Annotated in this window: 20 protein-coding genes and 2 pseudogenes; 5 read left to right on the top strand and 17 right to left on the bottom strand. The window is 41.6% G+C overall.

Features of this window, described 5'->3' with window-relative positions:
* Positions 1-71 precede the first annotated feature (71 nt).
* Positions 72-1,382 carry an MFS transporter gene (locus tag C6Y07_RS00100; RefSeq protein ID WP_181185446.1) on the bottom strand — a complete coding sequence of 437 codons (1,311 nt, stop codon included), beginning with the start codon at positions 1,380-1,382 and terminating at the stop codon, positions 72-74.
* 125 nt (positions 1,383-1,507) lie between these two features.
* A complete protein-coding gene (locus tag C6Y07_RS00095) occupies positions 1,508-2,047 on the bottom strand; it encodes an RDD family protein (RefSeq protein WP_060596139.1) in 540 nt (179 codons plus the stop codon).
* Positions 2,048-2,348: 301 nt separating this feature from the next.
* On the opposite strand from C6Y07_RS00095, the gene C6Y07_RS18830 reads away from it, so the two are divergent.
* A complete protein-coding gene (locus C6Y07_RS18830) occupies positions 2,349-2,501 on the top strand; it encodes a hypothetical protein (protein WP_162839369.1) in 153 nt (50 codons plus the stop codon).
* Between the two features lie 62 nt (positions 2,502-2,563).
* Here the strand turns inward: C6Y07_RS18830 and C6Y07_RS00090 are convergent, their stop codons facing one another.
* Complete coding sequence (locus C6Y07_RS00090) at positions 2,564-3,448, bottom strand: cation diffusion facilitator family transporter (RefSeq protein WP_060596138.1); 885 nt, start codon at positions 3,446-3,448, stop codon at positions 2,564-2,566.
* 292 nt (positions 3,449-3,740) lie between these two features.
* On the opposite strand from C6Y07_RS00090, the gene C6Y07_RS00085 reads away from it, so the two are divergent.
* The gene (locus C6Y07_RS00085; RefSeq protein WP_003210942.1) at positions 3,741-4,910 is read left to right on the top strand and encodes an aminotransferase A; all 1,170 of its coding nucleotides are present in this window, start codon (positions 3,741-3,743) and stop codon (positions 4,908-4,910) included.
* A 25-nt stretch (positions 4,911-4,935) separates the two neighbouring features.
* Here C6Y07_RS00085 and C6Y07_RS00080 read toward each other — a convergent pair whose 3' ends face one another.
* Both C6Y07_RS00080 and C6Y07_RS00075 read right to left on the bottom strand, forming a co-directional pair.
* On the bottom strand, positions 4,936-6,765 hold the full coding sequence (locus C6Y07_RS00080; protein WP_060596136.1) for a PAS domain-containing sensor histidine kinase: 1,830 nt from the start codon (positions 6,763-6,765) through the stop codon (positions 4,936-4,938).
* Between the two features lie 155 nt (positions 6,766-6,920).
* Positions 6,921-9,047 carry a peptidoglycan D,D-transpeptidase FtsI family protein gene (locus C6Y07_RS00075; RefSeq protein ID WP_106071532.1) on the bottom strand — a complete coding sequence of 709 codons (2,127 nt, stop codon included), beginning with the start codon at positions 9,045-9,047 and terminating at the stop codon, positions 6,921-6,923.
* Between the two features lie 336 nt (positions 9,048-9,383).
* On the opposite strand from C6Y07_RS00075, the gene C6Y07_RS00070 reads away from it, so the two are divergent.
* The gene (locus C6Y07_RS00070; protein ID WP_060596134.1) at positions 9,384-10,184 is read left to right on the top strand and encodes a CAP domain-containing protein; all 801 of its coding nucleotides are present in this window, start codon (positions 9,384-9,386) and stop codon (positions 10,182-10,184) included.
* A gap of 237 nt (positions 10,185-10,421) precedes the next feature.
* On the opposite strand, the gene C6Y07_RS00065 is transcribed toward C6Y07_RS00070, so the two are convergent.
* From C6Y07_RS00065 to C6Y07_RS00020, 10 genes are all read right to left on the bottom strand, one after another.
* A complete protein-coding gene (locus tag C6Y07_RS00065; RefSeq protein WP_374955732.1) occupies positions 10,422-11,252 on the bottom strand; it encodes an NAD(P)-dependent oxidoreductase in 831 nt (276 codons plus the stop codon).
* Between the two features lie 52 nt (positions 11,253-11,304).
* Complete coding sequence (locus tag C6Y07_RS00060; RefSeq protein ID WP_066030970.1) at positions 11,305-12,090, bottom strand: SDR family oxidoreductase; 786 nt, start codon at positions 12,088-12,090, stop codon at positions 11,305-11,307.
* A gap of 74 nt (positions 12,091-12,164) precedes the next feature.
* Complete coding sequence (locus tag C6Y07_RS00055; RefSeq protein ID WP_106071534.1) at positions 12,165-14,126, bottom strand: methyl-accepting chemotaxis protein; 1,962 nt, start codon at positions 14,124-14,126, stop codon at positions 12,165-12,167.
* Between the two features lie 115 nt (positions 14,127-14,241).
* Positions 14,242-15,270, bottom strand: coding sequence for a spore photoproduct lyase (gene splB / locus C6Y07_RS00050; protein ID WP_060596131.1), 1,029 nt, complete (start codon positions 15,268-15,270; stop codon positions 14,242-14,244).
* 82 nt (positions 15,271-15,352) lie between these two features.
* Positions 15,353-15,595 carry a transcriptional regulator SplA domain-containing protein gene (locus C6Y07_RS00045; RefSeq protein ID WP_044331928.1) on the bottom strand — a complete coding sequence of 81 codons (243 nt, stop codon included), beginning with the start codon at positions 15,593-15,595 and terminating at the stop codon, positions 15,353-15,355.
* Between the two features lie 97 nt (positions 15,596-15,692).
* Positions 15,693-17,411, bottom strand: coding sequence for a phosphoenolpyruvate--protein phosphotransferase (ptsP, locus tag C6Y07_RS00040; protein ID WP_106038798.1), 1,719 nt, complete (start codon positions 17,409-17,411; stop codon positions 15,693-15,695).
* Positions 17,411-17,677, bottom strand: coding sequence for a phosphocarrier protein HPr (locus C6Y07_RS00035; RefSeq protein ID WP_003211078.1), 267 nt, complete (start codon positions 17,675-17,677; stop codon positions 17,411-17,413). The genes ptsP and C6Y07_RS00035 overlap by 1 nt, the downstream gene beginning before the upstream one ends.
* A gap of 93 nt (positions 17,678-17,770) precedes the next feature.
* On the bottom strand, positions 17,771-19,870 hold the full coding sequence (gene ptsG / locus C6Y07_RS00030; protein ID WP_106071535.1) for a glucose-specific PTS transporter subunit IIBC: 2,100 nt from the start codon (positions 19,868-19,870) through the stop codon (positions 17,771-17,773).
* Positions 19,871-20,071: 201 nt separating this feature from the next.
* Positions 20,072-20,926, bottom strand: a complete 855-nt coding sequence (gene glcT, locus C6Y07_RS00025; protein WP_034662832.1) for a glucose PTS transporter transcription antiterminator GlcT — start codon at positions 20,924-20,926, stop codon at positions 20,072-20,074.
* 55 nt (positions 20,927-20,981) lie between these two features.
* A complete protein-coding gene (locus tag C6Y07_RS00020) occupies positions 20,982-21,971 on the bottom strand; it encodes a LacI family DNA-binding transcriptional regulator (protein WP_106071536.1) in 990 nt (329 codons plus the stop codon).
* A gap of 93 nt (positions 21,972-22,064) precedes the next feature.
* Between C6Y07_RS00020 and C6Y07_RS18825 the strand changes: the two genes are divergently transcribed.
* Positions 22,065-22,208: a hypothetical protein gene (locus tag C6Y07_RS18825; RefSeq protein ID WP_162839370.1), complete on the top strand. Its 144-nt coding sequence runs from the start codon at positions 22,065-22,067 to the stop codon at positions 22,206-22,208.
* 53 nt (positions 22,209-22,261) lie between these two features.
* On the opposite strand, the gene C6Y07_RS00015 is transcribed toward C6Y07_RS18825, so the two are convergent.
* Both C6Y07_RS00015 and C6Y07_RS00010 read right to left on the bottom strand, forming a co-directional pair.
* On the bottom strand, positions 22,262-23,356 hold the full coding sequence (locus tag C6Y07_RS00015) for a M24 family metallopeptidase (RefSeq protein ID WP_060596127.1): 1,095 nt from the start codon (positions 23,354-23,356) through the stop codon (positions 22,262-22,264).
* A gap of 104 nt (positions 23,357-23,460) precedes the next feature.
* Positions 23,461-25,227, bottom strand: a pseudogene (locus C6Y07_RS00010) (heavy metal translocating P-type ATPase); the annotation flags it as partial.
* Positions 25,228-25,246: 19 nt separating this feature from the next.
* On the opposite strand from C6Y07_RS00010, the pseudogene C6Y07_RS00005 reads away from it, so the two are divergent.
* Positions 25,247-25,372 (top strand): annotated as a pseudogene (locus C6Y07_RS00005) (SDR family NAD(P)-dependent oxidoreductase); the annotation flags it as partial.

Below are 25,372 nucleotides of genomic sequence, written 5' to 3'. Positions count from 1 at the left end.
AAATCCCTCTATTCTTCAATATAAGATTGTACTTTTTATATCGGCAGCATAGGTAAAAAGTTGACGTTTCTTTACGCTTTCTCTCGTACGAATTGATGAATCACAAGTCCTATTGCTGCAAGAATGAGTAAAGACCCTAGTGCAAGGCGGCTTGCGAGATTTCCGTGCTCTGCAAACAGCAGAGTGACTGAGCCATAAATGATGGGTCCAATAATGGAAGACACCTTCCCTGAGAATGCAAAGAGACCAAAGAACTGTCCTCTCTTTTCCTTAGGTGTCAGCTCAATTATCAATATTCGTGATGCCCCCCAGCTTGCGCCGAGTGAAATTCCGAATAAACTGCCGGCCACCCAGAAAACCCATTCCGTTGTGGCTGTCACAGCCAAAATCAGGGCCACGATCAAAATCACATACACGACTGTAATCGAGCGCTTTGCCCCAATCGCCTTTGTGATATATCCAAATAGAAAGGAGCCAATGATACTTGAAATGGTCGACACCAGATAAAGCAGAATAAATTGCCCAGCGGTAAAGCCAATGATGATTTTGGCATAAACAGCCATCATCGCAATCGCTGTCTGTAAGGCATCATTCATAAAAAAGAAAGCAATCATAAAGATAAAAGCCGGTTTGAATTGCTTCATCTCTTTAAACGTGCGAATAATTTCTTTATACCCGCTGAAAAATGACGCCTTTTTCTCTTGCTGCGGCAGCGGATGAGGGTCTTTTACAAAAAAGAGAAAGGGCAGGAAAAAGAGAAAGAATAAAAGCGCTGTCGGAATAAATGCTTCATGAAATTGGTCATTGCCGACAAGTAAATAAACTGAGAGACCGACAAGCGTCCCTAAATAACCAACGGCAATGCCAAACCCAGAAATAAGCGGTATTTCATCCTTTGTCCCAAGATCGGGCAGAATGGTGTCATAAAACACTAGGCTCGAGTGATAGAAAAATTTTGCGATCACAAACAAGGTGACCACTACTAATAAGGAGACAGGCAGCCCAAACCATTCGCTTGAGAAATCAATTCCAGCAAAGATCCCCATCAAAAACGTACAAGTTATACATATTAAAGTAAACACTGTGATGTAGCGCTTCTTTTTTCCTGTACGATCGATCAGAACCCCGTATAATGGTGTAAAAATGACGAGAAAAATGCTGGCTAGTGCGTTTGCATAAGAAATAAACGTACTGGCGATCTGATCCATTCTCGCACTTTCTCCAATCGTTTCCTGCAAGTAGAACGGGAAGAAAATGGTGATCATATTGGATGAAAATATCGTATTTGCAAAGTCATACAATGCCCAGGCCAAAACAGGTGCTGTCAAAAACAACCCGAAGCCTGCCCCTTTTTTCTGCATGGTCTTTTTTCCTGTTCTCAATCGTTTGTCTCCCTTCCCTACCTGATTTTTCACTATCATTCTATTTTATGTCATCCTTCACTCTTCCATACAAGCAATCTATACAAAAAGCACCCCTTACGATTGAGCAGAGGTGCTTTTTTTCTTTATTTCTTCACAACAATCGTACTTGCAATTAAATCGTGAAGCGCTTGTTTTTTCTCTGTGAAAAAGGCAATGATGTACCCAATACATAAGATTGGAGACAAAAAGACTTTTGCAAAAAAGCGGCCAGTTGCTCGTCCGAATGTTACTTTTTCGCCTGTTACTTTTGTCACTTTGATCCCAAGAGCCATCTTACCAAGAGTTCCTTGCAGTTTTGATGCTTCCATAATAGCGTAATAAAGCCATGTCAACACGATACCGATTAAGATCGATGCTACGTAGAAAAAGATAAGTCCCATAATGACAGCCCATTCTTCATCCGTCATGACGGTTGTGGAATAGTAATAGCTGTCATCCTCTAGCATAAATGCTGCCTCTGGGCTTGAGACAAAAAAGAGTGTGAACAAAATAAACATAATGAAGGCATAAGGAACACTGATAATGACGCCGTCCAAAAGGTGGGCAAGAAAGCGGTAGCCCACGCCTGCTAGCTCAGGATGCTTCTTTTCTTGAATGTGTGGTTCTGTTATGTTTGTTTCCATCCTATTTCTCCTTTATTATGTATGTTTTCTATAAATTTCTTATAATCATTCGTTATTATATCTTATGAATATAGTAAGATCAATGGAGTTGTACACTTTTACATATATTTTAGATCAGTTTGTTCTTAATGTTTTATGTGAATAAATACTGAAAATTTGTGAAAATCATGGCACTTCTAGTTCTTTTACCTCCTGATTTTTTAACATTTTGTGATATTTTCGTCTTGTTTCCATTCTGCTGTTGACAACCGCTCTTCACATGGTACAATAGTCAAGGATTTTTTAAAGAAAGGTGTTCATGATGGGAACTGTCGTACTATTAAAGAACAACGAAATGACTGTGATTGAAGATATTTGCGAAGCTGATTTTTTGGACATGAAGCATGATTTGTCAAATGATGACGCAGCTTATATCTCTTGGTATGAAGATTACGATACTGCTTATGGATATTGATTTCATTTCATAGATGAAGCGTAAAAAAAGGCGATACAACCTAAGTTGGTTGATCGCCTTTTTTACGTTTGTGAAGTTCTTTCACTTTCAGGTTCTACATGAATAAAGATTTGTGCATGCGGAAATTCTTGCTGAATCTTCTCTTCAATTCGATCACATAATTGGTGAACATCTTCAATCGTTGTCTTACCATCTACAATCAAATGGAAATCAATATATTCCTCTGCACCGGATCGTCTTGTTCGAAAGTCATGATATTCGATGAACTCTTGACTGAATCCTTGAATGATTGCTTCTATCGATTTTTCTTCCTCGGGTGTTAGCCGGGCGTCTACAAGCGGCGGGAAGGCTTCTTTCATGAGTTTAAATGCTTCACGCATAATAAAGAGAGCGAGTATCATTCCAATGATCGGATCTAAGAAATACCAATCGGTTAATGCTACAAGCAATAAACTGAATGCGACCCCTAGTGACGTATACACATCTGTTAACAGGTGCAATGCATTCGATTTCATGGCAACAGAATGCACTCGCTCCGCCTCTTTGTTCACAACCTTCGATACGATAAAATTGATGAGCGCGCCTATCAGCATCACCACAATGCCAAGCACAGGCAGCTTGACTGGCTCTGGGTGCATTAATTTGTGAACACATTCGTATATGATCCAAATGCCAGCAACGAAAATCAGCAAGGTCTCAATCGTTCCTGAAATATTTTCGACTTTTCCATGTCCATAAGGATGTTTAGAATCTGCTGGCTTTCTTGAAATACGAACAGAGATAAATGCAATAAAAGATGCCATTAAATCGAGAAAAGAATGAATGGCTTCTGATAAAACCGCAACAGATCCAGTGAGCAGCCCCACAATGATTTTTAAGATGACAACAAATGTGTTACTCATCACGGATAGAAACGCGATTTTCGATGTCTTCGCTGATTGTTCCATCTATCGTCCTCCTTTAGGAGATCGTATGTCTATGAAAGCAATTCCCATGACCTGATTCTCACGTTCCTTCAGTTTACACAGTTGTGACGTTTTCTAATCCTGTTCACCGCAGCCTGTATTTTCTCGTGAGGTTACGCTATAATAAATGTTGCTCTTTCTTCAATATATCACTCATGCTGTGATGAATAGGAGAATAGACTACAGATAATGATATCCAGTGCCTTTCGCGGGTGACATTTATGCAGTGAATGGTAAAATAGGATAAAAACATAAATTTTTAAGGTGATGAGAAATGGAGCATTTGCTGAATCCAAGAGTAAAGGATATTGAAATTTCAGGCATTCGAACATTTTCAAATCTCGTATCGTCATATGAGGATGTCGTTTCTTTGACGATAGGCCAGCCCGATTTTTATACGCCGCATCATGTCAAAACAGCTGCCAAAGCAGCCATTGACGAGAATTTCACCTCGTACACTCATAATGCTGGTTTCCTAGAGCTAAGACAAGCGATCCAGCACTACATCAAGAAGAAAGTCAATCTTGATTATGATGCAGAGTCAGAAATCATTGTGACGACAGGTGCAAGTCAAGCGATTGATGCTGCGTTTCGAACCATTTTGTCAGAGGGTGACGAGGTCATTTTACCTGGACCTGTCTACCCTGGCTATGAACCGATCATTCGAATGTGTGGCGGGAAGCCTGTACATATCGACACAACGAATGCTGGCTTTAAATTAAATGCCAAGCTGATTGAGGATGCATTAACGGAAAAGACAAAGTGTGTTGTGCTTCCTTATCCTTCGAACCCAACTGGTGTCACGCTTTCGGAAGAAGAATTGAAAGAGATTGCCCAGCTCCTTGAAGGAAAAGACATCTTTATTTTATCCGATGAAATCTATAGCGAGCTGACATTTGACCGGCCGCATCATTCAATTGCCTCTTTCTTAAAGGAACAGACCATTGTGATTAACGGACTGTCTAAATCTCATAGCATGACCGGTTGGAGAATTGGCTTTTTATTTGCTTCAGCTCCAATTGCTAAACATGTATTAAAAGTACATCAATATAACGTGTCTTGTGCCTCGGCTGTCTCACAAAAGGCGGCACTTGAAGCTGTGACAAATGGTGTGGATGATGCACTCATCATGAGAGAGCAATATAAGAAAAGACTCGATTATGTATATGATCGGCTCATTTCTATGGGGCTTCCGGTCATTAAGCCTTCTGGCGCTTTTTATATTTTTCCATCCATTGAATCGTTTGGGATGAGTTCCTTTGATTTTTGTATGGAGCTGTTAGAAAGTACAAGACTTGCTGTTGTACCAGGGTCTGCTTTCTCTCCACTCGGCGAAGGGTATGTGCGTCTGTCCTATGCTTATTCACTTGAAACACTGAAAGAAGGACTTGACCGCCTAGAACAATTCGTCCTTGAAAAACGTTCAATTCATTTAACAGACTGAAACAACGGCTCTCTTGCCGTTGTTTTTATTTTGCAGGAAACATGATGTGAAATACGGTGCCCTTTTCGGGATGACTATCCACACGGATCGTCCCGTTGTGATTTTCTAAAATATTAAATGTCACCATGAGGCCAAGTCCAGTGCCTTTTTCCTTTGTCGTTAAAAAAGGCTCTCCTATTCGCTTCATGACCGATTCAGGAATGCCGACCCCTTCATCACGAATGGTGACGAGAATCCCATCTCTTTCTGCTTTGGCCGTAATGTCAACCTTACCTCCGTCCGGCATGGATTCGACGGCATTTTTGATTAAATTGATAAACACCTGCTTGAGCTGATTTTGATCCCCGTTCATCAGGAGATCCTCTTCTATCTCACTTGTATTCATTAAAATACCATTTAAGTTCGCTTGTGTTTCTAATAGAGCCGTGACTTCGCTGATGATTTTTTTCAAATCAAGTGTCTGCATCGATGCCGTTTGCTGCGGTTTTGCCAGCATGAGCAACTCGCTTAATATAATCTCTATCCGGCTCAGCTCAGAGAAAACAATCTCGAAATATTGATCGCGATCTTTTGTTTTCGGTTTAATGAGCTGCAAAAAGCCTTTGATAGCGGTCAATGGGTTCCTGATTTCATGTGCAATGCCAGCTGCCAATTGACCTGCGATCGATAATTTTTCAGATCGGAGCATGAGCTCTTCTGTCTGCTTACGTTCCGATATATCTCTTAAAATAATTTGAACGGCTGTTTCCCCAAAGAATGTGGTTGGGATACACACCATTTCAGTATAAATCAGCTTGTGTTTAAATGTATGACAGCTCATCGTGACAATCTCGGAATCTGATGCTCTTTCAATAATACGCGACAAGCTCTTTTTCACTTTTTGCTGGTCACAGGAATGTATCTGGTGGAAAATATCCTTTCCTATTAATTTATCGTAATGTTCGGCTTCAAATAATTTAATGCCTGATTCATTCATAAACACCCATTTATGATCATGAATGACCGCAATCGTATCAATGGAGTTTTGGATGAGCAGCTGATACCGCTCCCGGCTTTTTTGAAGAACGGTTTGGAATTTCTTACGGGATGAAATGTCCACTAACAGCAAAAGCTCTGCCCGCTGATTTTGATAGATCGTAGGTGATGACTTCACTTCGATATGAATGCTGCTCCCATCTTTCCGCTTCCATATCTGTTCAATCATTCCGACTGGAAGGCCTTGCTGCAGCCTCGTAATTCGGCTTCTCACAATGTCATGGTACTCCTCAGCAATAAAGTCAAATGCAGTTTTGCCGATCATGTCATCTCTTGTACTTACCCCCATTAATTGAAGCATCGCATCATTCGCATAAACAATTTCCCCTAAAATCGTAATACATAACGGATTTGGCAGCATGGCAATCAATTGTTCAGCTTCACTGACATGTTGGAAAGCCGGCAGACTGCCTAACGACTGTTCTGACACTTCTGATGTTGTTTGAAATGCTGCTTTTTGCGGTTCAGCGTCCAGCACCCTCATTTTTAGGATCATTTCTCTACTTAATTCACTGTCTAACTCATCACAAGCAACAAAATCAATACTAGCTTCAATCCATACAGCTGTTAGGTCACTTCTAAGTAGCCTAAAGTGGGAAATCTCTAGCATGTGCTGATTGTAGAAATAACTCTCGACGAGAAATTGATCTTCGGTATGAACAAAGTCTTTCAAAAAACACCCTAGTAAATCCTTTTGTTCATAGAGCAAAAGCTGCTTACAGTTAGAAGAAATGTAGAGAAAGCGGCCATTAGAAGAAAGAACGGCATGTAAATCAATATTCGAATAAAGCTGATTCGAATCTTTCATTTTTTGTTCCATCGTCGTCCGACCCTCCTTTTCATTTTTTAGGGTTGTCCTTAGATTGATGTATAAAAAAGATTCGCTAGAAAACCCGTATTTTCCTTCCGTCATCGAGGGAAACGTCCATATTTTCAGCAAAAAAGAGCACATTCTCTTGCTGTGCTCTCTGCTGTTTACTGCTTTTCGTATTTCTTTTGTAATTCAACGTACTTATCAATAATTTTACTTGGGATGGTTTTAATGACGGAATCTTTATCTGAGACATAAGGTGTCACGACACTAAAAGCCACCTTCGGATTGGACGATGGATAATATCCCCCAAAGGTTAAATTGTACGTGGCATTTCCCCACCAGCTGCGGTTAGCACCATAGTAAAAGGTTTGGGCCGTCCCTGTTTTTCCTGCGACATCATGCTGACCAAAACGGCCAGCGGCAGTTCCACCTGTTGATGTGACCATTTTCAGCCCCATTTTGACGCGGTCAATATCTGCTTTTGAATTGTTAATCGTGTTCAGCACTTTCGGCTCATATTTTTTCACGACTGGGCCTACTTCATTCTTCTTCGTTGGAAGGTGAACGCTTTTCACCACTCTTGGCTGAACGCGATTTCCTCCATTGGCGATCGTCGACATGTACTGGGCAACTTGAAGCGGTGTATACGTGTCATACTGGCCAATTGCTTCATCGAGCAAAAGTCCGCCGACCGTCTTAGGATGTGTCTGCATCCCGCTTGATTCCTGCGGCAGGTCGATCCCTGTTTTTACGCCAAGACCGAATTGCGCATAATAGTTTCTCATTTTTTGCAGGTGCTCAGGTCTTGCCGGTAACGGACCATCCTTTTGATAGGTGATGCCCGCCATTCTCATCGCTACTTGGAACATGTAGACGTTGGAACTTTTTTGGAGAGCCTGAAGGTCATTGACCCATCCAAGAACTTTGTAAGACTGTTTCGGCTTTCCATTACTTCCTGCAAAATAAAGCGGTGTATCCATATAGGATTGGTTGTGTGACATCCCGTCCTGATAACCGCCAAGTACTGTGGCTCCTTTGACAACAGAGCCCATTTCGTACTGGGTCGTAAATGTTCCGATGGCATAATCTGTGACGTCTCTGCCATCCATTTTCTTGCCAGACATCGCAAGAACATCCCCAGTGTTAGGGTCCATCATCACGACAAATGCGCGGTCCATCATATAGTTTCTCGCACTAGCGGATCTAAGCTCTGATTCGACGATCTTGTCGACTTCCTTTTGCAGCTCCATATCAAATGTCAGTGCAAGATCAAGTCCTCTTCGTCCCTCTGTCCGCTTGATTTCATCGAGCAGCTTCCCGCCAACCTGAGTATATTGAACGGTCGCTTTCTCTGGGTTCAGAAAATCCTCGTATTGATACTCTAAATAGCTCTTCCCTACCCGGTCATTTCGTGAGTAGCCTCTTGCCATATAGTAATCTTCACGCTCTTTTATAATGCCTTGCTCTGGTGTGGTCACACCGCCAAGTACATTATAAAGCGTCTTTTCATACGGGTATTTTCTTGTCCAATCATTGATGACATTTACACCAGGCAGTTCATCCAGATGCTCTGACACAAGTGAAATCTCTTCATATGTCAAACTCACGGATGACGTCTGCTTGGATTCTTTTGTTTCATCAAGCAAAGCCACTTTTTCGTCCCCTTTTTTCTCTTCGTTCGGGTCCATTGCTTTCACAATTTGAGGCTCAAAGGCATATCCGCCTGTAAATCTACGATAGATCGCTGCAACTGCTTTTTCCTCTGCATTTTTTTCGATCGCCTTGACCTCTTCCTTAGGCACGCGCTCTACTTGAAGTGGATAGACATCTTTTGCTTTAAGATTCTTTTGCTCTGCTTTTGAAATGAGCTTATCCGCTTCTTTCGGATGGCTTGCCAGCCAAAAATCTCGAATGTCACGCTCTCTCAAAAAATCAGTATCCATTTTTATATAAGTTGCAAGTTTTCTTGCTACTTTAATCTTATCCTTCGCCTTCACACCACTTTCTGATGTATAAACGATGGCAGGTACACTTTCGTTATCAACGACGACTCTTCCTCTCGCGTCATACATTTTTCCTCTCGGAGACGGGTATGATGCTGTTTTGACCTCTGTTCGGTTTGCTTGCTTTTTATAATCCTCACCATTGACGATCTGCAGCACACCAAGCTTGATCACAAGTCCAGCAAATAAACTAAAGACAGCGAAGAAAAAGAGATTAATCCTCCAGGCGTTCCGGCGCTTGAATTTTTTCTGCTCGGCACCACCTTGATGCTGTTTCTCTCCCACTTATGTAGCTCCTCTCATCCTTTCAATCTTTTACAATTACCACTCATTATTGTAACACTTTTGTAATAGTTGTTACAGCGAAACAAGTGAAAAAAAGCTGTCAATCCCTATTATGCAAAAAAATATACTAACACTTTAAAATATTGGTATGTTTATGTCGTTTTCATTAAATGGAAGAATTCCCTATCCTTTGATATGAGGCGGGTTTTTTTGTGACTTTAACAAAAATGACAAACAGGCATTGTCAATGGAGGATGCTGGTACGTTTATAACAAAAAGTCCATGTTATGATTTTCTGTGAGAAAACAAAACAAAGATTTTAGGAGGAGTTACAATATGAAGAAGAAATCATTCTTTTTTTCAGCGCTAACGGCTGCTGCACTCATCACGTTCACTGGGGGACATTCAGCTGATGCGAAGGAGCTTAACCTGAAACAAGTAATACATGTACAGCATCAAACCATTGATCTTCATACATTAGCTGCAAAATTACATATCTCTTCAGATGTAAACAAGCTAAGCAAGTCGAATCAAAAAGAGATCGAAGCTCTTTTAAACAAGCTGATCAAAAGCGGTCAACCTGTTACTGGCACAAAAGTGGTGAAAGAAGTAAACAAAGCAAAAAATGAACAAAAACAAGAATCAGTGAAAAAACCTACTGCTTCTAAACCAAGTGCGCCAGCAAAACAAAATACAAACAACAATAACAATACAAAAGCTGATCAAAAAGACACAACGACAGCAAAAGCAGACAGCAGCTTGAATGCATTTGAAAAAGAAGTCGTTGAGCTTACAAACAAAGAGCGTGCAAAGCAAGGATTAAAAGCACTTTCTGTTGATTCAAAACTAAGCAAATCTGCTCGCGCAAAATCTCAAGATATGAAAGATAAAAACTATTTCTCTCATACAAGCCCAACTTACGGATCTCCATTTGATCAAATGAAGAAATTCGGTATCACTTACAAAACAGCAGGTGAAAACATTGCCCAAGGTCAAAGATCTCCTCAAGAAGTGGTGACTGCTTGGATGAACAGTGAAGGTCACAGAGCAAATATCTTAAATAAAAGCTATACACATATCGGTGTTGGTTATGTGAAATCTGGTAACTACTGGACGCAGCAATTCATCGGAAAATAAGATATCTAAAAAACCTGTCCCTAAATGGGACAGGCCAGATTGTTAACAAAGTGCTAAAATGATCTTCATTTTAGCCTTTTGTCTTCTTTTCAGCGTGATAGAAAACCTTTGCAGTCTAGGAAGGACGAGTACCGGAGCGGAGCGAATTTGACATTCGTGAGCACCGGCACGCAGGACTGACACCGAATGCGAGGGTTTGTCTACACGCTGACCTGTCCCTAAATGGGACAGGTCTTTTTATTTTACCCATAATTTATATATACTCTGTGTGCCGCTGTTTTCTTGGCCCTGTTCGCTCAGCTTTTCATAAAGTGACTTTGCAAGTGAAAGTCCTGGCATTTCTTCTCCCATCAGTTCTGCTTCCTCAAGTGCAATGCCCATATCCTTGATAAAATGCTTCACGTAGAACCCTGGCTCGAAATCACCTTTCAGCATTCTTGGTGCAAGGTTTGACAAGGACCAGCTTCCTGCTGCGCCCGTTGTGATGCTTTTGAGCACGTGCTCTGGATCAAGTCCTGATTTTTCGGCATAGGCCATAGCCTCTGCAACGCCTACCATACCTGCTGCGATCGCAATTTGGTTACACATTTTGGTATGCTGACCGCTTCCTGCAGGTCCTTGATATTGAATGTTTTCGCCCATTTGCTCAAATAAGGGCAGGCACGCTTCATAGGCTGATTTTTCTCCGCCAATCATGATCGCAAGCGTTCCATTTTTTGCGCCTACGTCTCCGCCAGAAACTGGTGCATCTAACGCAAACAATCCTTTTTCTTTCGCTTTCACTTCAATTTCTTTTGCCAGCTGAGGCTTCGATGTCGTCATATCTATCAGATAAGTACCAGGCGTAGCATGTGCCACAAGCCCCTCTTCACCTAAATAGATTTCTTCTACATCTGATGGATATCCTACCATTGTGATGACAGCATCTGCATGTTCTGCAATTTCCTTCACTGCCGGCTTCCATGATGCGCCTTTTTGAATGAGCGCATCTGCTTTCGCTTTTGTTCTTGTATAAACGAGAACTTCATAACCAGCATCCATTAAATGTTCTGCCATACTGCGTCCCATTACACCAATTCCAATAAAACCAACTGTTTTGATTGTCACCCCATGTTCCTCCTTAAAGAGACTTTGTCAATCCACCATCAATGATGAGTGTTTGACCTGTCATATATGTACTTGCTTCAGATAAAAGAAAAGCTGCATATGCTGCAAATTCCTCTGGCTGTCCGTAGCGGCCAAGCGGAATCGCACGTTCAGCCTGTGCTTTGATTTCTTCAACTGTTTGGTGCTCTGCCTGTGCGCGGTGCTTGTCCAGCTGTTTAACGCGGTCTGTTTCAATTTTCCCTGGGGCTAACGTATTAATCAAAATTCCATCCTTTGCAAGCTCCTGAGCGGCTGTTTTTGTCCAGCCGACAATAGCTGGTCTAAAAGTATTTGACAGCATCAAGCCTGGGATCGGTTCTTTTACTGACATGGACGCAATGTTTAATACGCGTGCGCCGTGTTTTTTCAAATAAGGCAAGGCCTCTTTTAATAATCGAATATAGCTGAGTAAATGAAGCTGAAATGATTCCAACCAGTCCTCATCTGTTAAGGTTTCAAGCGTCCCTGTTTTTGGCCCGCCTGTATTGTTCACAAGAATGTCTAGACACTTCTCATCACCAGCTGCCGCTTGAACGAGCGCCTTGATTTGCTGCGCGTCAGACACATCACATACTTGATAAGTCAGCTTTCCTTTTACAAGCGGAGATAATTCTTTCACCGTTTCTTTCAGCGTGTGCTCATGCCTTCCTGAAAGCATCACATCCGCTCCCTCTTTTGCTAGAGCAAAGGCAATCGCTTTTCCGATACCTTGACTGCTTGCAGCGACCAATGCTTTTTTCCCAGATAAATTGACATTCATGTCAACACCTCCTCTGCTTTATTTTATCATACAAAAAGAACCTTGCTCACGCCGCAAGGTTCCTTTCCGCTTGATTACAGCTTAAACCGATCAACCGCCTGACGTAATGCCTGGCTTGATTCGTTCAGCATTTCAGTCGAAGTTTTCGTTCTTTCTAAAGCTTGGACTTGTTCATCTGTAGACGCATGCACTTCCTCAGCTGAAGCCGCAGATTCTTCTGAGATCGCAGCAATGCTTTGAATGGAGTCATTCATTTTCTGCTGTTCGTCTGTCATTTCATTGATCTGTGTATGAATGCTGTCAATTGAGCCGACAAGTGCCTGCATTTCCATTGTGATGCTACTCAGTGCCTCGCCTGTTGCATTAATGGCGTCACCTTGTTCCTCATTCATCTTACTTGCTGCCGTCATCGCTTCAGCCGCCTTCTTCGATTCATCTTGAATGAGTTTGACGGTTTCACTAATGTGTTTGGTTGATTGCGCAGATTGTTCAGCAAGCTTTCTGACTTCTTCTGCAACAACAGCAAATCCTCGTCCGCTTTCTCCGGCTCTCGCTGCTTCAATGCTTGCATTCAGTGCAAGTAAATTCGTTTGATCAGAGATTTCAGAGATGGCGGTCACAACGTTTTCAATATTTTTCGTTTTATGTTCAAGGTCAAGCAGCATTTGTTCCACTTTCTTCGATTCTTCGTTCGCTTGTGTTGATTTTTGAACGAGCATACCTAGTGCATCTAGCCCTCTATAGCCTGCATCTTCAGATGATTTTGAGTTGGCTTGCATTTGCGTGGCAAGCTCACCCATATGACGTACTTTTTCATATAAATGCTCTGATTTCTCATTAATCGTTTCTGCTTCTGAAGCCTGCTTAGACGCACCTGTTGCCACCTCTTGAATGGCCGTTGCAATCTGTTCGCTCGACAGTAAGGTTTCATTTGAAATTTGCGTGACTTCATCCGTTGATGTCACTACTTGGTCTGAAGCCCCTTTTACTTTTTCAATTAACTCCCTAATGTCCTCTATCATTTGATTAAAGCTTTTCGTGAGGAGACCAATTTCATCTTTGGACTTCACTTCAAGCGTACTTGTTAAATCGCCTTCTGACACCTTACGCACATGCCCTGTTAGACGCTTGATTGGCGTAGTAATGCTTCTTGCCAATAAGAAGCTGAGGATCATCGCAAGAATAATAGCAATGACGGATATAATGATACTTGTCTGATTCATTTGTTCTGTGATCCAAAGCAGTTTCTTTTTCTCAAAGCTGACACCAACCGTCCAATCGGCTTCTTTGATTTTAGATATGACCGTCAGTTCTTTGCTGTCATCAATACCTGAGTTGTCAAGCGCTTTTTTCACAGAGGCGACCTTTGATATGTTTTTTCCTTGCTCTGTTGGATGCGCCAAAATGGTGCCTGTGTTATCAACTAAGAAAGCGGTCCCTTTATAAGGAATCTCTTGTTCATTTATATAAGATTGAATGGAGGACAGCTTCAAATCAAGTCCAGCGACCCCAATGACCTTTCCATTTTTGACAATCGCCTTCGTGGCTGAGACAATCACTTTTTTCGTTGCTTCATCAATATATGGATCTGTCCAAACAACCTGATCAGGCTTTTCGGCTGCTTGTTTAAACCAGCCTTGTTTAGATGGATCATACCCTTCGCCAAGATCGAACTCTGGGAAGCCGAGCATTTTGCCATCAGTTGTTCCAATATAAGCAAACGAAATGAGTTTATCCTGTTCCTGCAAGTTTTTTATTGCACTTTTTTCAAAATCCAGTGTTTGCTTTGTTTGCTTTTGCGCAAATTCTTCAGTTATTTTACCTGTTGCCAATTTGTTAATTGTATTGCCGTAATTATCAAGCTTTTCTGTAATAATGTCTTTCAGGCTTTCTGCCGTTGCTGTGGCGGTCGTTTTTGCATCTCGTTCAATCAGTGGTGTTAATACCATGTTGGAACCCACTTGAACTGCCACAACGGTTAAAATTAAAATAACTGAGATGAAAACAGCTATTCTCACTTGAAGTTTCTTAAACATCTCATCACCCCTACATCCTACTTTCGCATCTTATTTTGTATATCGGCAAAATTGGTACCGCATTCAATAGTTGTAAGAAAATTTAAATAGAAAAAACAAGCCATAAAGGCTTGCTTTAAGTAAAATATTCAATTTTTGCAGACGGAAAGTACTGATCGATATATGATTCTAACGTCTGTCTTAGTTCTTGTTCCTCATCTTTTTGATAGATATATTTCCCAATTCCATATCTCCCCCACTTGTAACGTCTTTTTTCTTCATCCAATTCTAATTTTGATTTCGGATAGTTTTTTTGGATCACACGCTTCGCTGGTTTTGTAAAACGATGCTGAATCATTTCAAAGGTGATATCGTGCCTGACATCCTCAGTTAGGGCTGCATCGAGCTTTTCAAAAAGAACTTTATATCCTTCCTGCCAGCCTTCGTGAATGTAAATTGGGGCAATAATAAAGCCAAGAGGATAGCCTGCTTTTGCAACCTTAACAGCTGCTTCAATCCGCTGATCTAACGGTGATGTTCCGGGTTCGAAATATTTAATGACATAATCCGCATTGATACTAAAGCGGAATCTTGTTCGGCCATTATGCTTTGCATCAAGTAAATGATCGACATGATGAAATTTGGTGACAAAGCGAAGCTTACCAAGATCAGTCTGGCCGAAGTATTCAATCGCTGCCTTTAGTGTATGTGTCAAATGGTCAATTCCTACAATATCTGAAGTACAAGAAGCTTCAAATCTCGTGATTTCAGGCGCACGCTCGTTCATGTACTGCTCCGCCTGATCTAATATTTCTTCAACATTCACATATGTTCGAATGTACGGCTTACTTCCCATTGTCGTTTGCAGATAGCAATAATGGCAATGCCCCATACATCCTGTCGCAAATGGGATCGCATACTCTGCAGATGGTTTAGACGTATCAAACTTCAACGTTTTCCTCACACCAATGACAAGCGTTGATTTCGCATTACGATACTTTTGCAAGTCATTTTTACCCGGAATATTTCTTACTTGGTTATGTGAAGTCGTTTCTCTTATTTCAATACCCATACCCTCGAACTTTTCCTTCAGCTCTCGTCCTAACGGGTACTCTAACGCCCTTGGTTCAATGTAAACAAGCTGGGGCACAAAAGGTTTGATCATATTTAGCACATCCTTACCTTATAGGTTTTCATACGGTTACTTTAACCGCGCAGGATGGCTTTTATCCTTTCTAAAATCTCCCTTATTCAAACAAATCTTGATAAAGAGCTTCTGCTTCTTCATATGTTGGAAAGACCGCATCATCTGGAGCTAAAGGATGATACGTTTCAAGTAAAAATAGGGCAAGCTCCTCTTCGTTATATGGATGTGAAACAATTTCTGCTTCTTTGATTTGTGCTACGTTTGCTGCATGTGGATTTCGATAAATCACATATACTTGATCACCCGGTTTATAGTCTGAGAAAGGCAATCTGGTCACCTCCATTTTTCTTATAGGATGCCCTTCTCTCTGCCGGATATGACCCAATATGATAAAATTCGACAAAAAAACCAGACAGGGTTACTGTCTGGTTTGAATTCACTTAGTGATGTTGAAACGTTTTCTTCACGAAATCAACCACTTCTTCTGTTGTGCTAAGTGATAAAATATGCTCTTTAAATGATGCAGCTTCTTCCTTAGAAAGCTTGCTTAGCTGTGTTCTTGCTGGAAGAATAGATGTTGCACTCATTGAGAATTCATCTAATCCTAATCCAAGTAGAAGTGGGATTGCGATTTCATCTCCTGCCATCTCACCGCACATGCCAACCCATTTACCTTCTTTATGCGCTGCTTCAATAACAAGCGTAATCAAACGTAAAATCGCTGGATTGTAAGGCTGGTAAAGATAAGACACTCGTTCGTTCATTCGATCAGCAGCCATTGTGTATTGAATCAAATCATTTGTTCCAATACTGAAGAAATCAACTTCTTTTGCGAATTGGTCTGCGATGACAGCGGTTGATGGAATTTCTACCATTATACCGATTTCAATGGAATCGGATACGTCTGTACCAGCCGCAACCAATGCTTCTTTTTCTTCAAGTAAAATGGCTTTTGCTTCTCTAAATTCTGATAATGTCGCGATCATAGGGAACATGATTTTCAAGTTTCCATATGTACTTGCACGAAGTAAGGCGCGTAGCTGTGTTCTGAAAATCTCCTGTTCTTCGAGGCAAAGGCGGATCGCTCTAAAGCCAAGGAACGGGTTCATTTCTTTTGGAAGCTGCAAGTAAGGGAGTTCTTTATCGCCACCAATATCAAGTGTGCGGACAACAACCGCTTTACCTTCCATCTTCTCTAACACTGTTTTATAAGCATTGAACTGTTCTTCTTCTGTTGGAAGCTGATCTCTGCCCATGTATAAAAATTCTGTACGGTACAATCCGACTGCTTCGCCGCCATTTTCAAGTACACCTTTTACATCTTCAGGTGTTCCGATATTTGCAGCTAGCTCTACGTGAACGCCGTCTTTTGTGACCGTTGGCTGGTCCACCAGTTTCGCCCATTCCGCTTTTTGAGCTAAGTAGTCTTCATGCTTTTTTTGATACGCTTTCACTTCATCTTCAGAAGGCTGAATGATGACGTCTCCGCTAATACCATCGACAATGATCAGATCATTGTTTTTCACCGTTTTTGTTGCTTCTTTTGTTCCAACAACTGCTGGAATCTCCATAGATCTTGCCATGATCGCTGAGTGAGAAGTACGACCGCCGATATCTGTCGCAAAACCTTTGACGAATTGTCTGTTCAGCTGAGCAGTATCAGAAGGTGTTAAATCTTCAGCGATGATGATGACTTCTTCAGAAATCATGCTTGGATTTGGAATGTCAACGCCTAGCAAATGTCCAGTTACACGTTTTGTTACGTCGCGAATATCCGCTGCACGTTCCTTCATGTATTCATTGTCCATTGCTTCGAACATGGTGACAAACATTGTCGCTGTTTCTTTTAAAGCAAATTCAGCATTTACTTTATCAGAGTTGATTTTATCCTTTACTGGGTTTAGCAGCTCTGGATCACTTAACACAAGAAGGTGTGCAGAAAAGATATCTGCTTTGTCTTGGCCAAGCTCTTTTAGCGCATGTTCTTTAATTGCTTCAAGTTCTTGTTTAGAAACATGAATTGCTTCTTCAAAACGCTTCACTTCTGTCTCTGGATCATTGATGTCTTTTTGGTGAACTGTTAAATCTGGTTCTTCCAGACGATATGCTTTTGCAATCGCAACGCCTGCTGAAGCACCGATTCCTTTCAGTTGTTGCATTACTCGCCTAGGCCTTCACTTTTCATTGTGTCTTTAAGCGCAGCAAGTGCATCATTTTCATCAGAACCAGAAGCAGAGATTGTGATTGTAGCACCTTTCGCAATTCCTAGAGACATTACACCCATAATAGATTTCAGGTTCACTGTTTTACCATTATATTCTAAGTTGATATCAGCATCATATTTACTAGCAGTTTGTACAAGAACTGTTGCAGGACGTGCGTGAATTCCAGAATCTGCAGTTACTTTGAATGTTTGTTGAGCCATTTTTATCAATCTCCTTTTTATACAATTAATACATCCACAATATTATATCATACTGCCGAGCTTGTCATCTAACAAGAACGGCAGTTATGAAAATTATTTTGAAATTTTCATGATGTTTTCTTGACCAGCTTTGATTTCACCGGGTTCTTGAAGGTCAATAAATTGTCCTTCACCTAAGTTGGTAAATACAATTGGTGTCATCAAAGATGGTACTTCAGACTTAATTTTATCAATATCAACCTCTAAGAGTTTTTGACCGATTTCTACTTGATCTCCCTCTTGTACAAATGCTTCAAATCCTTCTCCTTTAAGGCTGACCGTATCAATACCGAAGTGGATTAAAATTTCAAGTCCACCGTCAGATTGCAGGCCAATTGCGTGTTTCGTTGGGAATACATTTAAGATCTTCCCTTTCACCGGTGAAACCACCGTTCCATCTGTTGGCAAGATGGCGAAACCGTCACCCATCATTTTCCCTGAAAATACTTGATCTGGTACATCTGTAATCGGATGAAGCTCCCCTGTAATTGGTGAAGCAAAAATTTCTTCACCTAGCTCGTTTTGAAGCGGTTTTGCAATGACTTCTTCGACCTGCTGGCTGACTTCTTCTTTTGCAGAAGGGTCTTTCGCTGGACGAGGCGTGCGGCCTGCAATGATGTCCTGCATTTGTGTTTTTAAATTATCAGAGCGTGGTCCAAAGATGGCCTGGATGTTGTTTCCTACTTCGAGAACTCCTGAAGCACCAAGCTTTTTCAAGCGGTCCTTGTCCACTTTCTTCTGATCATTGACAGTGACACGTAAACGCGTAATACAAGCATCAAGGTGTTTAATGTTTTCTTGGTCACCCATTGCTTCAAGAATTTCATAAGGTAAGTCATTACCCTTTTCAGACTTAGCACTATCTGCACCGTCAGCTGCTTCATCCTCGCGGCCTGGCGTTTTCAGATTAAATTTGCGAATGGCGAATCTAAATCCGAAGTAATAAATAGCAGCAAGTACGAGACCAACTGGAATCACAAGCCACCAAGCGGTTCTGTTTGGCAAGATACCGAATAAGAAGAAGTCGATTAATCCCCCTGAGAAGGTCATACCGATTTTCACGTTTAGAATATCCATAATCATAAAGGATAATCCAGCAAATACACAGTGGATTGCAAATAACACTGGTGCAACAAACAAGAATGAGAATTCAAGCGGTTCAGTAATCCCTGTTAGGAAAGAAGTCAGGGCTGCTGATCCCATAATTCCAGCGACAAGCTTTTTATTCTTTGGTTTTGCTTCATGGTAAATCGCAAGTGCTGCTGCTGGCAGACCAAACATCATGAACGGATATTTCCCTGTCATGAATGTACCAGCTGTCAGCTGTACACCATCTTTGATCTGTGCCATGAAGATACGCTGATCACCACGGACAAGCTCACCTGATAAGCTCTTATAACTAAAGAACTCATACCAGAATGGCGAGTAGAAAATGTGGTGCAGACCAAACGGAATTAATGAGCGTTCAATCACACCGAATACAAAGGCAGCAAGCGGCTCATTCGCTGCGAGCAGTCCTGTTGAAAACGAGTTCAGTGCACCTTGAATTGGCGGCCAAATGACTAGCATCAAAAGCCCTAAAATAAGTGCTGAAATAGATGTAACGATTGGAACAAAACGTTTACCAGCAAAGAAACCAAGATATTGCGGGAGCTCAATTTTGTAAAATTTATTATACATATAAGCTGCTAATACCCCGACAATAATCCCGCCGAAGACGCCGGTAGACAAGGTCGGAATGCCGAGCATATTAATATACGCTGGATGGCTTTCCTTAAAGAACTTAGCCAATTTGATGGAATCGGATGGAATCGATCCATTGGCCATTAATACGGCGCTCATTGTCACGTTCATGACAAGATAACCGATAATTGCGGCAATCCCTGCCACACCGTCTCCATTAGCAAGACCGATGGCAACCCCTACAGCAAATAAGAGCGGAAGATTCGAGAAGACAATGTTCCCCGCATTTTCCATGACACTTGCAACAAGCTGAATTGTATCATTGCTTAAAAATTGAGCCACATCAATCAGCTGCGGATTTTGCATCGCATTCCCAAGTGCTAGTAAAATACCAGCAGCAGGAAGGATCGCAACTGGAAGCATAAGTGCTCGTCCAATTTTTTGCAACACACCAAAAAGTGATTTAAACACTGGTTGAACCTCCTTTTGTTTTCGCTTACAACATACATGTGGGACGCTCCCTGACGTACATTTCATAATTAACCGTTTACATTTCACCTTCAAACACAAAAAAGGCATGGTGATATAAGGTTGCGCAAATAACAGGATCTTATCCTGTATTTACCTTAAGTCACTCATGCCTGATCGAATCAGTTACACGTTTCAAGGAAACTATGAAATTTTATTTGTCAATCTGTACAGATGAAGTGTCAGGTAGACAGCCTCCGCATCCTGTACAGGCTTTTTCAATGCATGTTGTAATATTTTGATCATTTTCCAAGCAGTATTGTAGCATAAAGGATATTCATTTTTCAATAGATGAAGCAATTTTTCTGGCTCCTCTAATGATTCTTCCCGTTTAATGCGCTCAATCGAAAATGTAATATGGCGCAATAAGCGTAAATAATGAATACTTTCACGGTCTACTTTCATATGAAATGAATCTTCTATGACTTGGACCATCTGCGTAATAAGCTGCGAATGACGGTTCACCTCAGATAAGGGCCGATTCGTCAAAGCTGAGTGAATATGGAGCGCAATAAAACCAATCTCTCCTTCTGGCAGCTTTGTTTCGACATCTGAACGCTCGTTAATCAGCTCAACGACTTCCTTTGCGACCTCGTATTCTTTCGGATACAGCGATTTAGTCTCAAGCATAAAGGGATTGGTGATATCATATCCTTGCTGCACCCGCTTAAAACTAAAGGCAATATGGTCAGTCAGGGCAATATGAATATGCTCATTCAAACGGTGCCCCATTTTTTCTCGTATATGATAAATGACGTCATTGGCAAGCTCGATCATGTTCTCATCAATGTGGTGAAGCAGCTGTTTATATTCTGTTTGTTCTTTTGTATTTTTAAGTACAAACATTTTTTCAAATGTGTCTTGATCGAGAACATCACCCGATTTTTTCCCGAAGCCGATTCCTTTCCCAATTAGAACCACTTCGCCCCAAGAAGGGTGTCTTGCGATGATGACATTATTATTTAACGCTTTATCAACGGTGAAGGATTCCATGAACATCCCCACCTCCTTCTTATTCAATCCCTCTTATCGTACAAAACAGATGAAACGTGCGTCAACGATTGTTTTTGAAAACGGTGGTTGATCGCTCGATCAGGCGAAATGGCAGCATTCTTTTTTCTGGTGTCTCTCCCTTTACGGCCCGGTCGAACAAGTCAAACGCTTCCTGACCCATACGTTTAAGCGGAATATCAATGCTGGAAATCCCCAAAGCCTCACTCAATTGATCATTTTGAAAGCCGAGTATGGCTGGAGATTCTCCTACTTTTATATCATGACGCTGCGCCTCTAATAAAAAGCCTGCTGATACGTCGTCATTTGTGATGAATAATGCTGTGGGGCGATTCTTCATCTCCTGCCACTCTGTGAATAATTGTTTTCCATCAAAAAGTGTGAGCTTCCCTTCGATGATCCATTCTTCATCAATCTCCTGCCCGAGCGATTTCATCATATTTTGATAAGCTTGAAGTCGTGACTGGCTGTTTGCGCCTTCTATTCTGGCTAGAACAATCGCGATTCGCTGATGTCCGCATGCTACTAAATGATGCAGCCCTTCTTTAAATGCTTGATCATGTGCAATCGACACCGTTGAGCAGTCTTCAAAAGGCGCCGGATGGCAAAAAATAATAGGCCCGGATTCCTGCCACCTTAAAATGTCTCGATCACTTAACGCATTTGAGCAAAAGATTAACCCATCCACGCGGCGCTCTTTTAAACTCATCAATGCTTCTTTTTCTTTTAAAGGATCATACCCTGTTTGAAATAAAGCAAAATGCATACCGCGCGCCTGTGCTTTCTCGGCAATCCCTGTGACAAGTCTGCTGAAATAAGAATGATCAATCGTTGGAAGAACAATGCCAAGCATATTTGAATAGCCCTTTGCTAAATGTACAGCCTGAATGTTTCTCGTATATTTGAGCTCTTTCATCGCATGTAGCACTCGTTCTCGTTTTTCTTCTTTGACATAAGGATGATCATTCAACACACGTGATACAGTTGTCACAGATACGCCCGCTCTTTTCGCAATCTCCCTTATGTTTGGCATTTTTTCTCCTACTTTCTCTTGATATGGTAAGCGTTTCATACTTTAAGATGTATGTGAGCTGAACAAATCACTGGATGGAAAGGGGAATTCAAGATGGGTATCATCATATGGATTATATTATGTATGACTGTTTTGTTTTCTGCTCGTTTTGCACTACATCCTTTAGGAAAAGAACATAAAATCAAACCGTTTGAATCAATTGATGATTTTTTTGTTGATAAGGATCGAAAAGAGTGACAAAAAATCACGATGACACTTCCAAGACATGGACGTTCATCGTGATTTTTTTATTACTTGATGATCGTCAGCTCTTTCGGATAATTGGTTAAAGTGACTGGACCATCTGCTGTGATCAGTACATCATCTTCAATTCTGACGCCGCCGACTCCTGGAACGTAGATCCCCGGTTCGATCGTATACACCATGCCTTCTTGGAGAAGATCATCATTTGCCTGGCTCATAGAAGGAAACTCATGAACAGACACCCCTAGACCATGCCCAAGGCGGTGAGGGAAATAGGCCCCATATCCAGCTTCTGTGATCAGCCCGCGTGCTTTTAAGTCCAGGTCTCCAATTCTCACGCCCGGCTTACTCATTTCAAGTGCCGCCATTTCTGCGTTCAGGACGGTTTGATAGATGTCCTTTTGCTTGTCAGAAGCTTCCTGATAGATGAATGTTCTTGTAATGTCTGAGCAATAGCCATCAACAATGACACCAAGGTCAAATAACACAAAATCGCCTTTTTTTAAGGCTGTCTGCCCTGGATTTCCGTGAGGCTCTCCTGATTTTTCGCCAAAGAGAACCATCGTCGAAAAGGACATGCCTTGAATGCCTTTTTTCTTTAGCTCATATTCAATGACAGCGAGCACTTCTGTTTCGGTGATTCCTTCTTTTAAGGCGTCCACCCCAATTTTCACACCTTCATCTGCCAATTGAGCGGCTTTTTTCAGTGTAGCAATTTCAGATTCATCTTTAATCAGTCTTAGCTGATTGAGCTCTTCTTCTGCCCGGACAAAAGTTTCTGCCCCAGTGGCAGCTTGAAGCTGCTCTGCTCTTTGAAGCGGAATCGACTCTTTTTCAATTGCAAGTTGAGTTGCTCTTACACCGCGTTTTTCTACTGCTGACTGAATGAAATCAAATGGATTCTCATGGTCTTCATAACCAATGATATCGCCTGACCATCCAGCATTTTTCGCCTGCTCGACTTCCATTTTAGGCAAAACAAAAAATGGATCTGCCTCTTGAAACACAAACAGCCCCATTACTCTTTCATGCGGCTCTGTGAAGTATCCAGATAGATAAAACACATTTTCCTTTGTATGTATAAATGCACCTTGAATGTCTTTTTCCTTTAGCCAAGAAGACAAGCTCTTCATTCGGTTCATCGTGATCCTCCTCACACGTTTTTCTACTGATCTATTGTATCAGTTTTTGCTATATTTCGCACAAAAGCGCACTGGCAGAAGCCAAGTGCGCTATGATGATTCGCTTAAGATGCCCGAAGAAGACGCAGTCCATTTAAAATGACCAAAATCGTACTTCCTTCATGCCCGATGACGCCAAAAGGCAAATCAAGCACTTGTAAGAAATTCGCACAAATTAACAAACAAATCACCGTTAATGAGAAAATGATATTTTGCTTAATGATTCGATTCATCTTTCTTGAAAGACGGATCATCTTTGTTAAGTTATTTAAATTGTTCTTCATTAAGATCAGATCTGCTGTTTCTAAGGCCACGTCTGTGCCTCCGCCCATCGCAACCCCCACATCTGCTGTGGCGAGTGCCGGTGCATCATTGATTCCGTCTCCTACCATGATGATGGAATTACCTTGTTTTTTAAGTTGATTGACCTCATGTACCTTTTCATCTGGAAGGCACTCAGCGACAACCGTTTGGATGCCGGCTTCCTGCGCAATGGCTTCAGCCGTTTTTTGCTGATCTCCTGTCAGCATGACGGTTTGTATGCCTAAATCATTCAGCTCTTGAATCATTTTTTTAGCTTCAGGTCTAATTTGATCCTTAAGGCCAAGGCAGCCAACGACTTCTTGATCCTTTTGAACATACACCACTGTGTATCCTTTTTCAGAAAGATAATCTTCCTTCTCTTCGATCTCGCGGTCCATTGAAGCCTTGCCGGCAAAGTCTTTCTTCCCAATCCGCCACGTTTCTCCATTCAATTGTGCCTTTACACCAAAACCAGAGGTTTCTTCAATGGTGACATGAGCTGATCTTTCTATGTGGTGCTCTTTTGCCATATCAGAGATCGCTTTCGCTAACGGGTGGTTTGATTGACTTTCAATTTGATAAAGCGCCTGATAAAAAGCAGCTTCCTCTTGTCCTTTAGCTATCACAACTTGATCTACAGCCGGCTTTCCGCTTGTAATCGTCCCCGTTTTATCAAAAGCAATCATGCTGCTTGTGCCTAGCTTTTCTAAAAAGACGCTTCCTTTGACAAGCATTCCGTTTCTTGCGCCGTTTGAGATCAGTGACAAAGCAGCTGGCATAATGGATGCAACAAGCGCACAAGGTGATGCAACAACCATAAATACCATGGCCCGGTAGAAGGTTTCACTCAAGCTCCAGCCTAGTACAAAATGAGGCAGAACCATTAAAATCGCGACGGTGATCAGTACACCTTTTACATACGCACCTTCGAATTTTTCAATAAATGCCTGGCTTGGTGACACACTTTCCTGAGCCGATTCGACAAGTTTAATAATTTTATGGAAAAGCGTTTCTTCATTATGTTTAGTGACTTCTACTGTTAAGGAACCATTTAAGTTCACTGTTCCTGCAAACACGTCTTCGCCCTGCCCTTTTTCTTGTGGTACAGACTCGCCCGTGAGCGCAGATTCATCTACACTTGTTCTCCCGCTTAAAATCACACCATCTGCTGCAATACGTTCCCCAGCTTTGATCATGATACGGTCACCTGGTGTTAAAGATGAAGCAGCGATTTGAATGGTCGTGCCATCTTCTTCAATTAAAGTCGCTTCATCTGGTGCGATGCTCATTAAAGCTGTTAAATCCTTCTTGCTTTTATTTGACGTATACGTTTCAAGCGCACCACTTAGTGAGAAAATAAAAATTAAGATAGCGCCCTCTGCCCAATATCCAATGATAGCTGAGCCAATGGCTGCGAAAATCATTAAAAGTTCAACATTCAAGCTTTTAGACGAAATGGTTTCTTCAATTCCTTCCTTCGCCTTTGCAAAACCTCCAATCATAAACGCAAGGATAAATAAAGGAATACTCCACATGCTCTCATCCTTCCAAAGGGTTGGGCGGCAGATGCTGAAAAATGGTCAAGGGAAAATCGTCAATATCGCCTCCCTTCTATCGTTTCAAGGCGGCATCTTTGTCCCCGCTTATACAGCAAGTAAACACGCAGTCGCAGGG

This window comes from Bacillus sp. LNXM12-1 (genome assembly GCF_003004375.1).
Classification (GTDB): Bacteria; Bacillota; Bacilli; order Bacillales; family Bacillaceae; genus Bacillus.
The sequence above is the reverse complement of the archived record's forward strand: the minus strand, read 5'-3'. Positions and strand labels throughout refer to the sequence as shown.

Coding starts and splice junctions, on each gene's coding strand:
- C6Y07_RS00095 (WP_060596139.1), bottom strand. CDS start 2,047: ATGGAAACAAACATAACAGAACCACACATTCAAGAAAAGAAGCATCCT.
- C6Y07_RS18830 (WP_162839369.1), top strand. CDS start 2,349: ATGGGAACTGTCGTACTATTAAAGAACAACGAAATGACTGTGATTGAA.
- C6Y07_RS00090 (WP_060596138.1), bottom strand. CDS start 3,448: ATGGAACAATCAGCGAAGACATCGAAAATCGCGTTTCTATCCGTGATG.
- C6Y07_RS00085 (WP_003210942.1), top strand. CDS start 3,741: ATGGAGCATTTGCTGAATCCAAGAGTAAAGGATATTGAAATTTCAGGC.
- C6Y07_RS00080 (WP_060596136.1), bottom strand. CDS start 6,765: ATGGAACAAAAAATGAAAGATTCGAATCAGCTTTATTCGAATATTGAT.
- C6Y07_RS00070 (WP_060596134.1), top strand. CDS start 9,384: ATGAAGAAGAAATCATTCTTTTTTTCAGCGCTAACGGCTGCTGCACTC.
- C6Y07_RS00065 (WP_374955732.1), bottom strand. CDS start 11,252: ATGGGACGCAGTATGGCAGAACATTTAATGGATGCTGGTTATGAAGTT.
- C6Y07_RS00060 (WP_066030970.1), bottom strand. CDS start 12,090: ATGAATGTCAATTTATCTGGGAAAAAAGCATTGGTCGCTGCAAGCAGT.
- C6Y07_RS00055 (WP_106071534.1), bottom strand. CDS start 14,126: ATGTTTAAGAAACTTCAAGTGAGAATAGCTGTTTTCATCTCAGTTATT.
- splB (WP_060596131.1), bottom strand. CDS start 15,270: ATGATCAAACCTTTTGTGCCCCAGCTTGTTTACATTGAACCAAGGGCG.
- C6Y07_RS00045 (WP_044331928.1), bottom strand. CDS start 15,595: ATGGAGGTGACCAGATTGCCTTTCTCAGACTATAAACCGGGTGATCAA.
- ptsP (WP_106038798.1), bottom strand. CDS start 17,411: ATGCAACAACTGAAAGGAATCGGTGCTTCAGCAGGCGTTGCGATTGCA.
- C6Y07_RS00035 (WP_003211078.1), bottom strand. CDS start 17,677: ATGGCTCAACAAACATTCAAAGTAACTGCAGATTCTGGAATTCACGCA.
- glcT (WP_034662832.1), bottom strand. CDS start 20,926: ATGTTCATGGAATCCTTCACCGTTGATAAAGCGTTAAATAATAATGTC.
- C6Y07_RS00020 (WP_106071536.1), bottom strand. CDS start 21,971: ATGCCAAACATAAGGGAGATTGCGAAAAGAGCGGGCGTATCTGTGACA.
- C6Y07_RS18825 (WP_162839370.1), top strand. CDS start 22,065: ATGGGTATCATCATATGGATTATATTATGTATGACTGTTTTGTTTTCT.
- C6Y07_RS00015 (WP_060596127.1), bottom strand. CDS start 23,356: ATGAACCGAATGAAGAGCTTGTCTTCTTGGCTAAAGGAAAAAGACATT.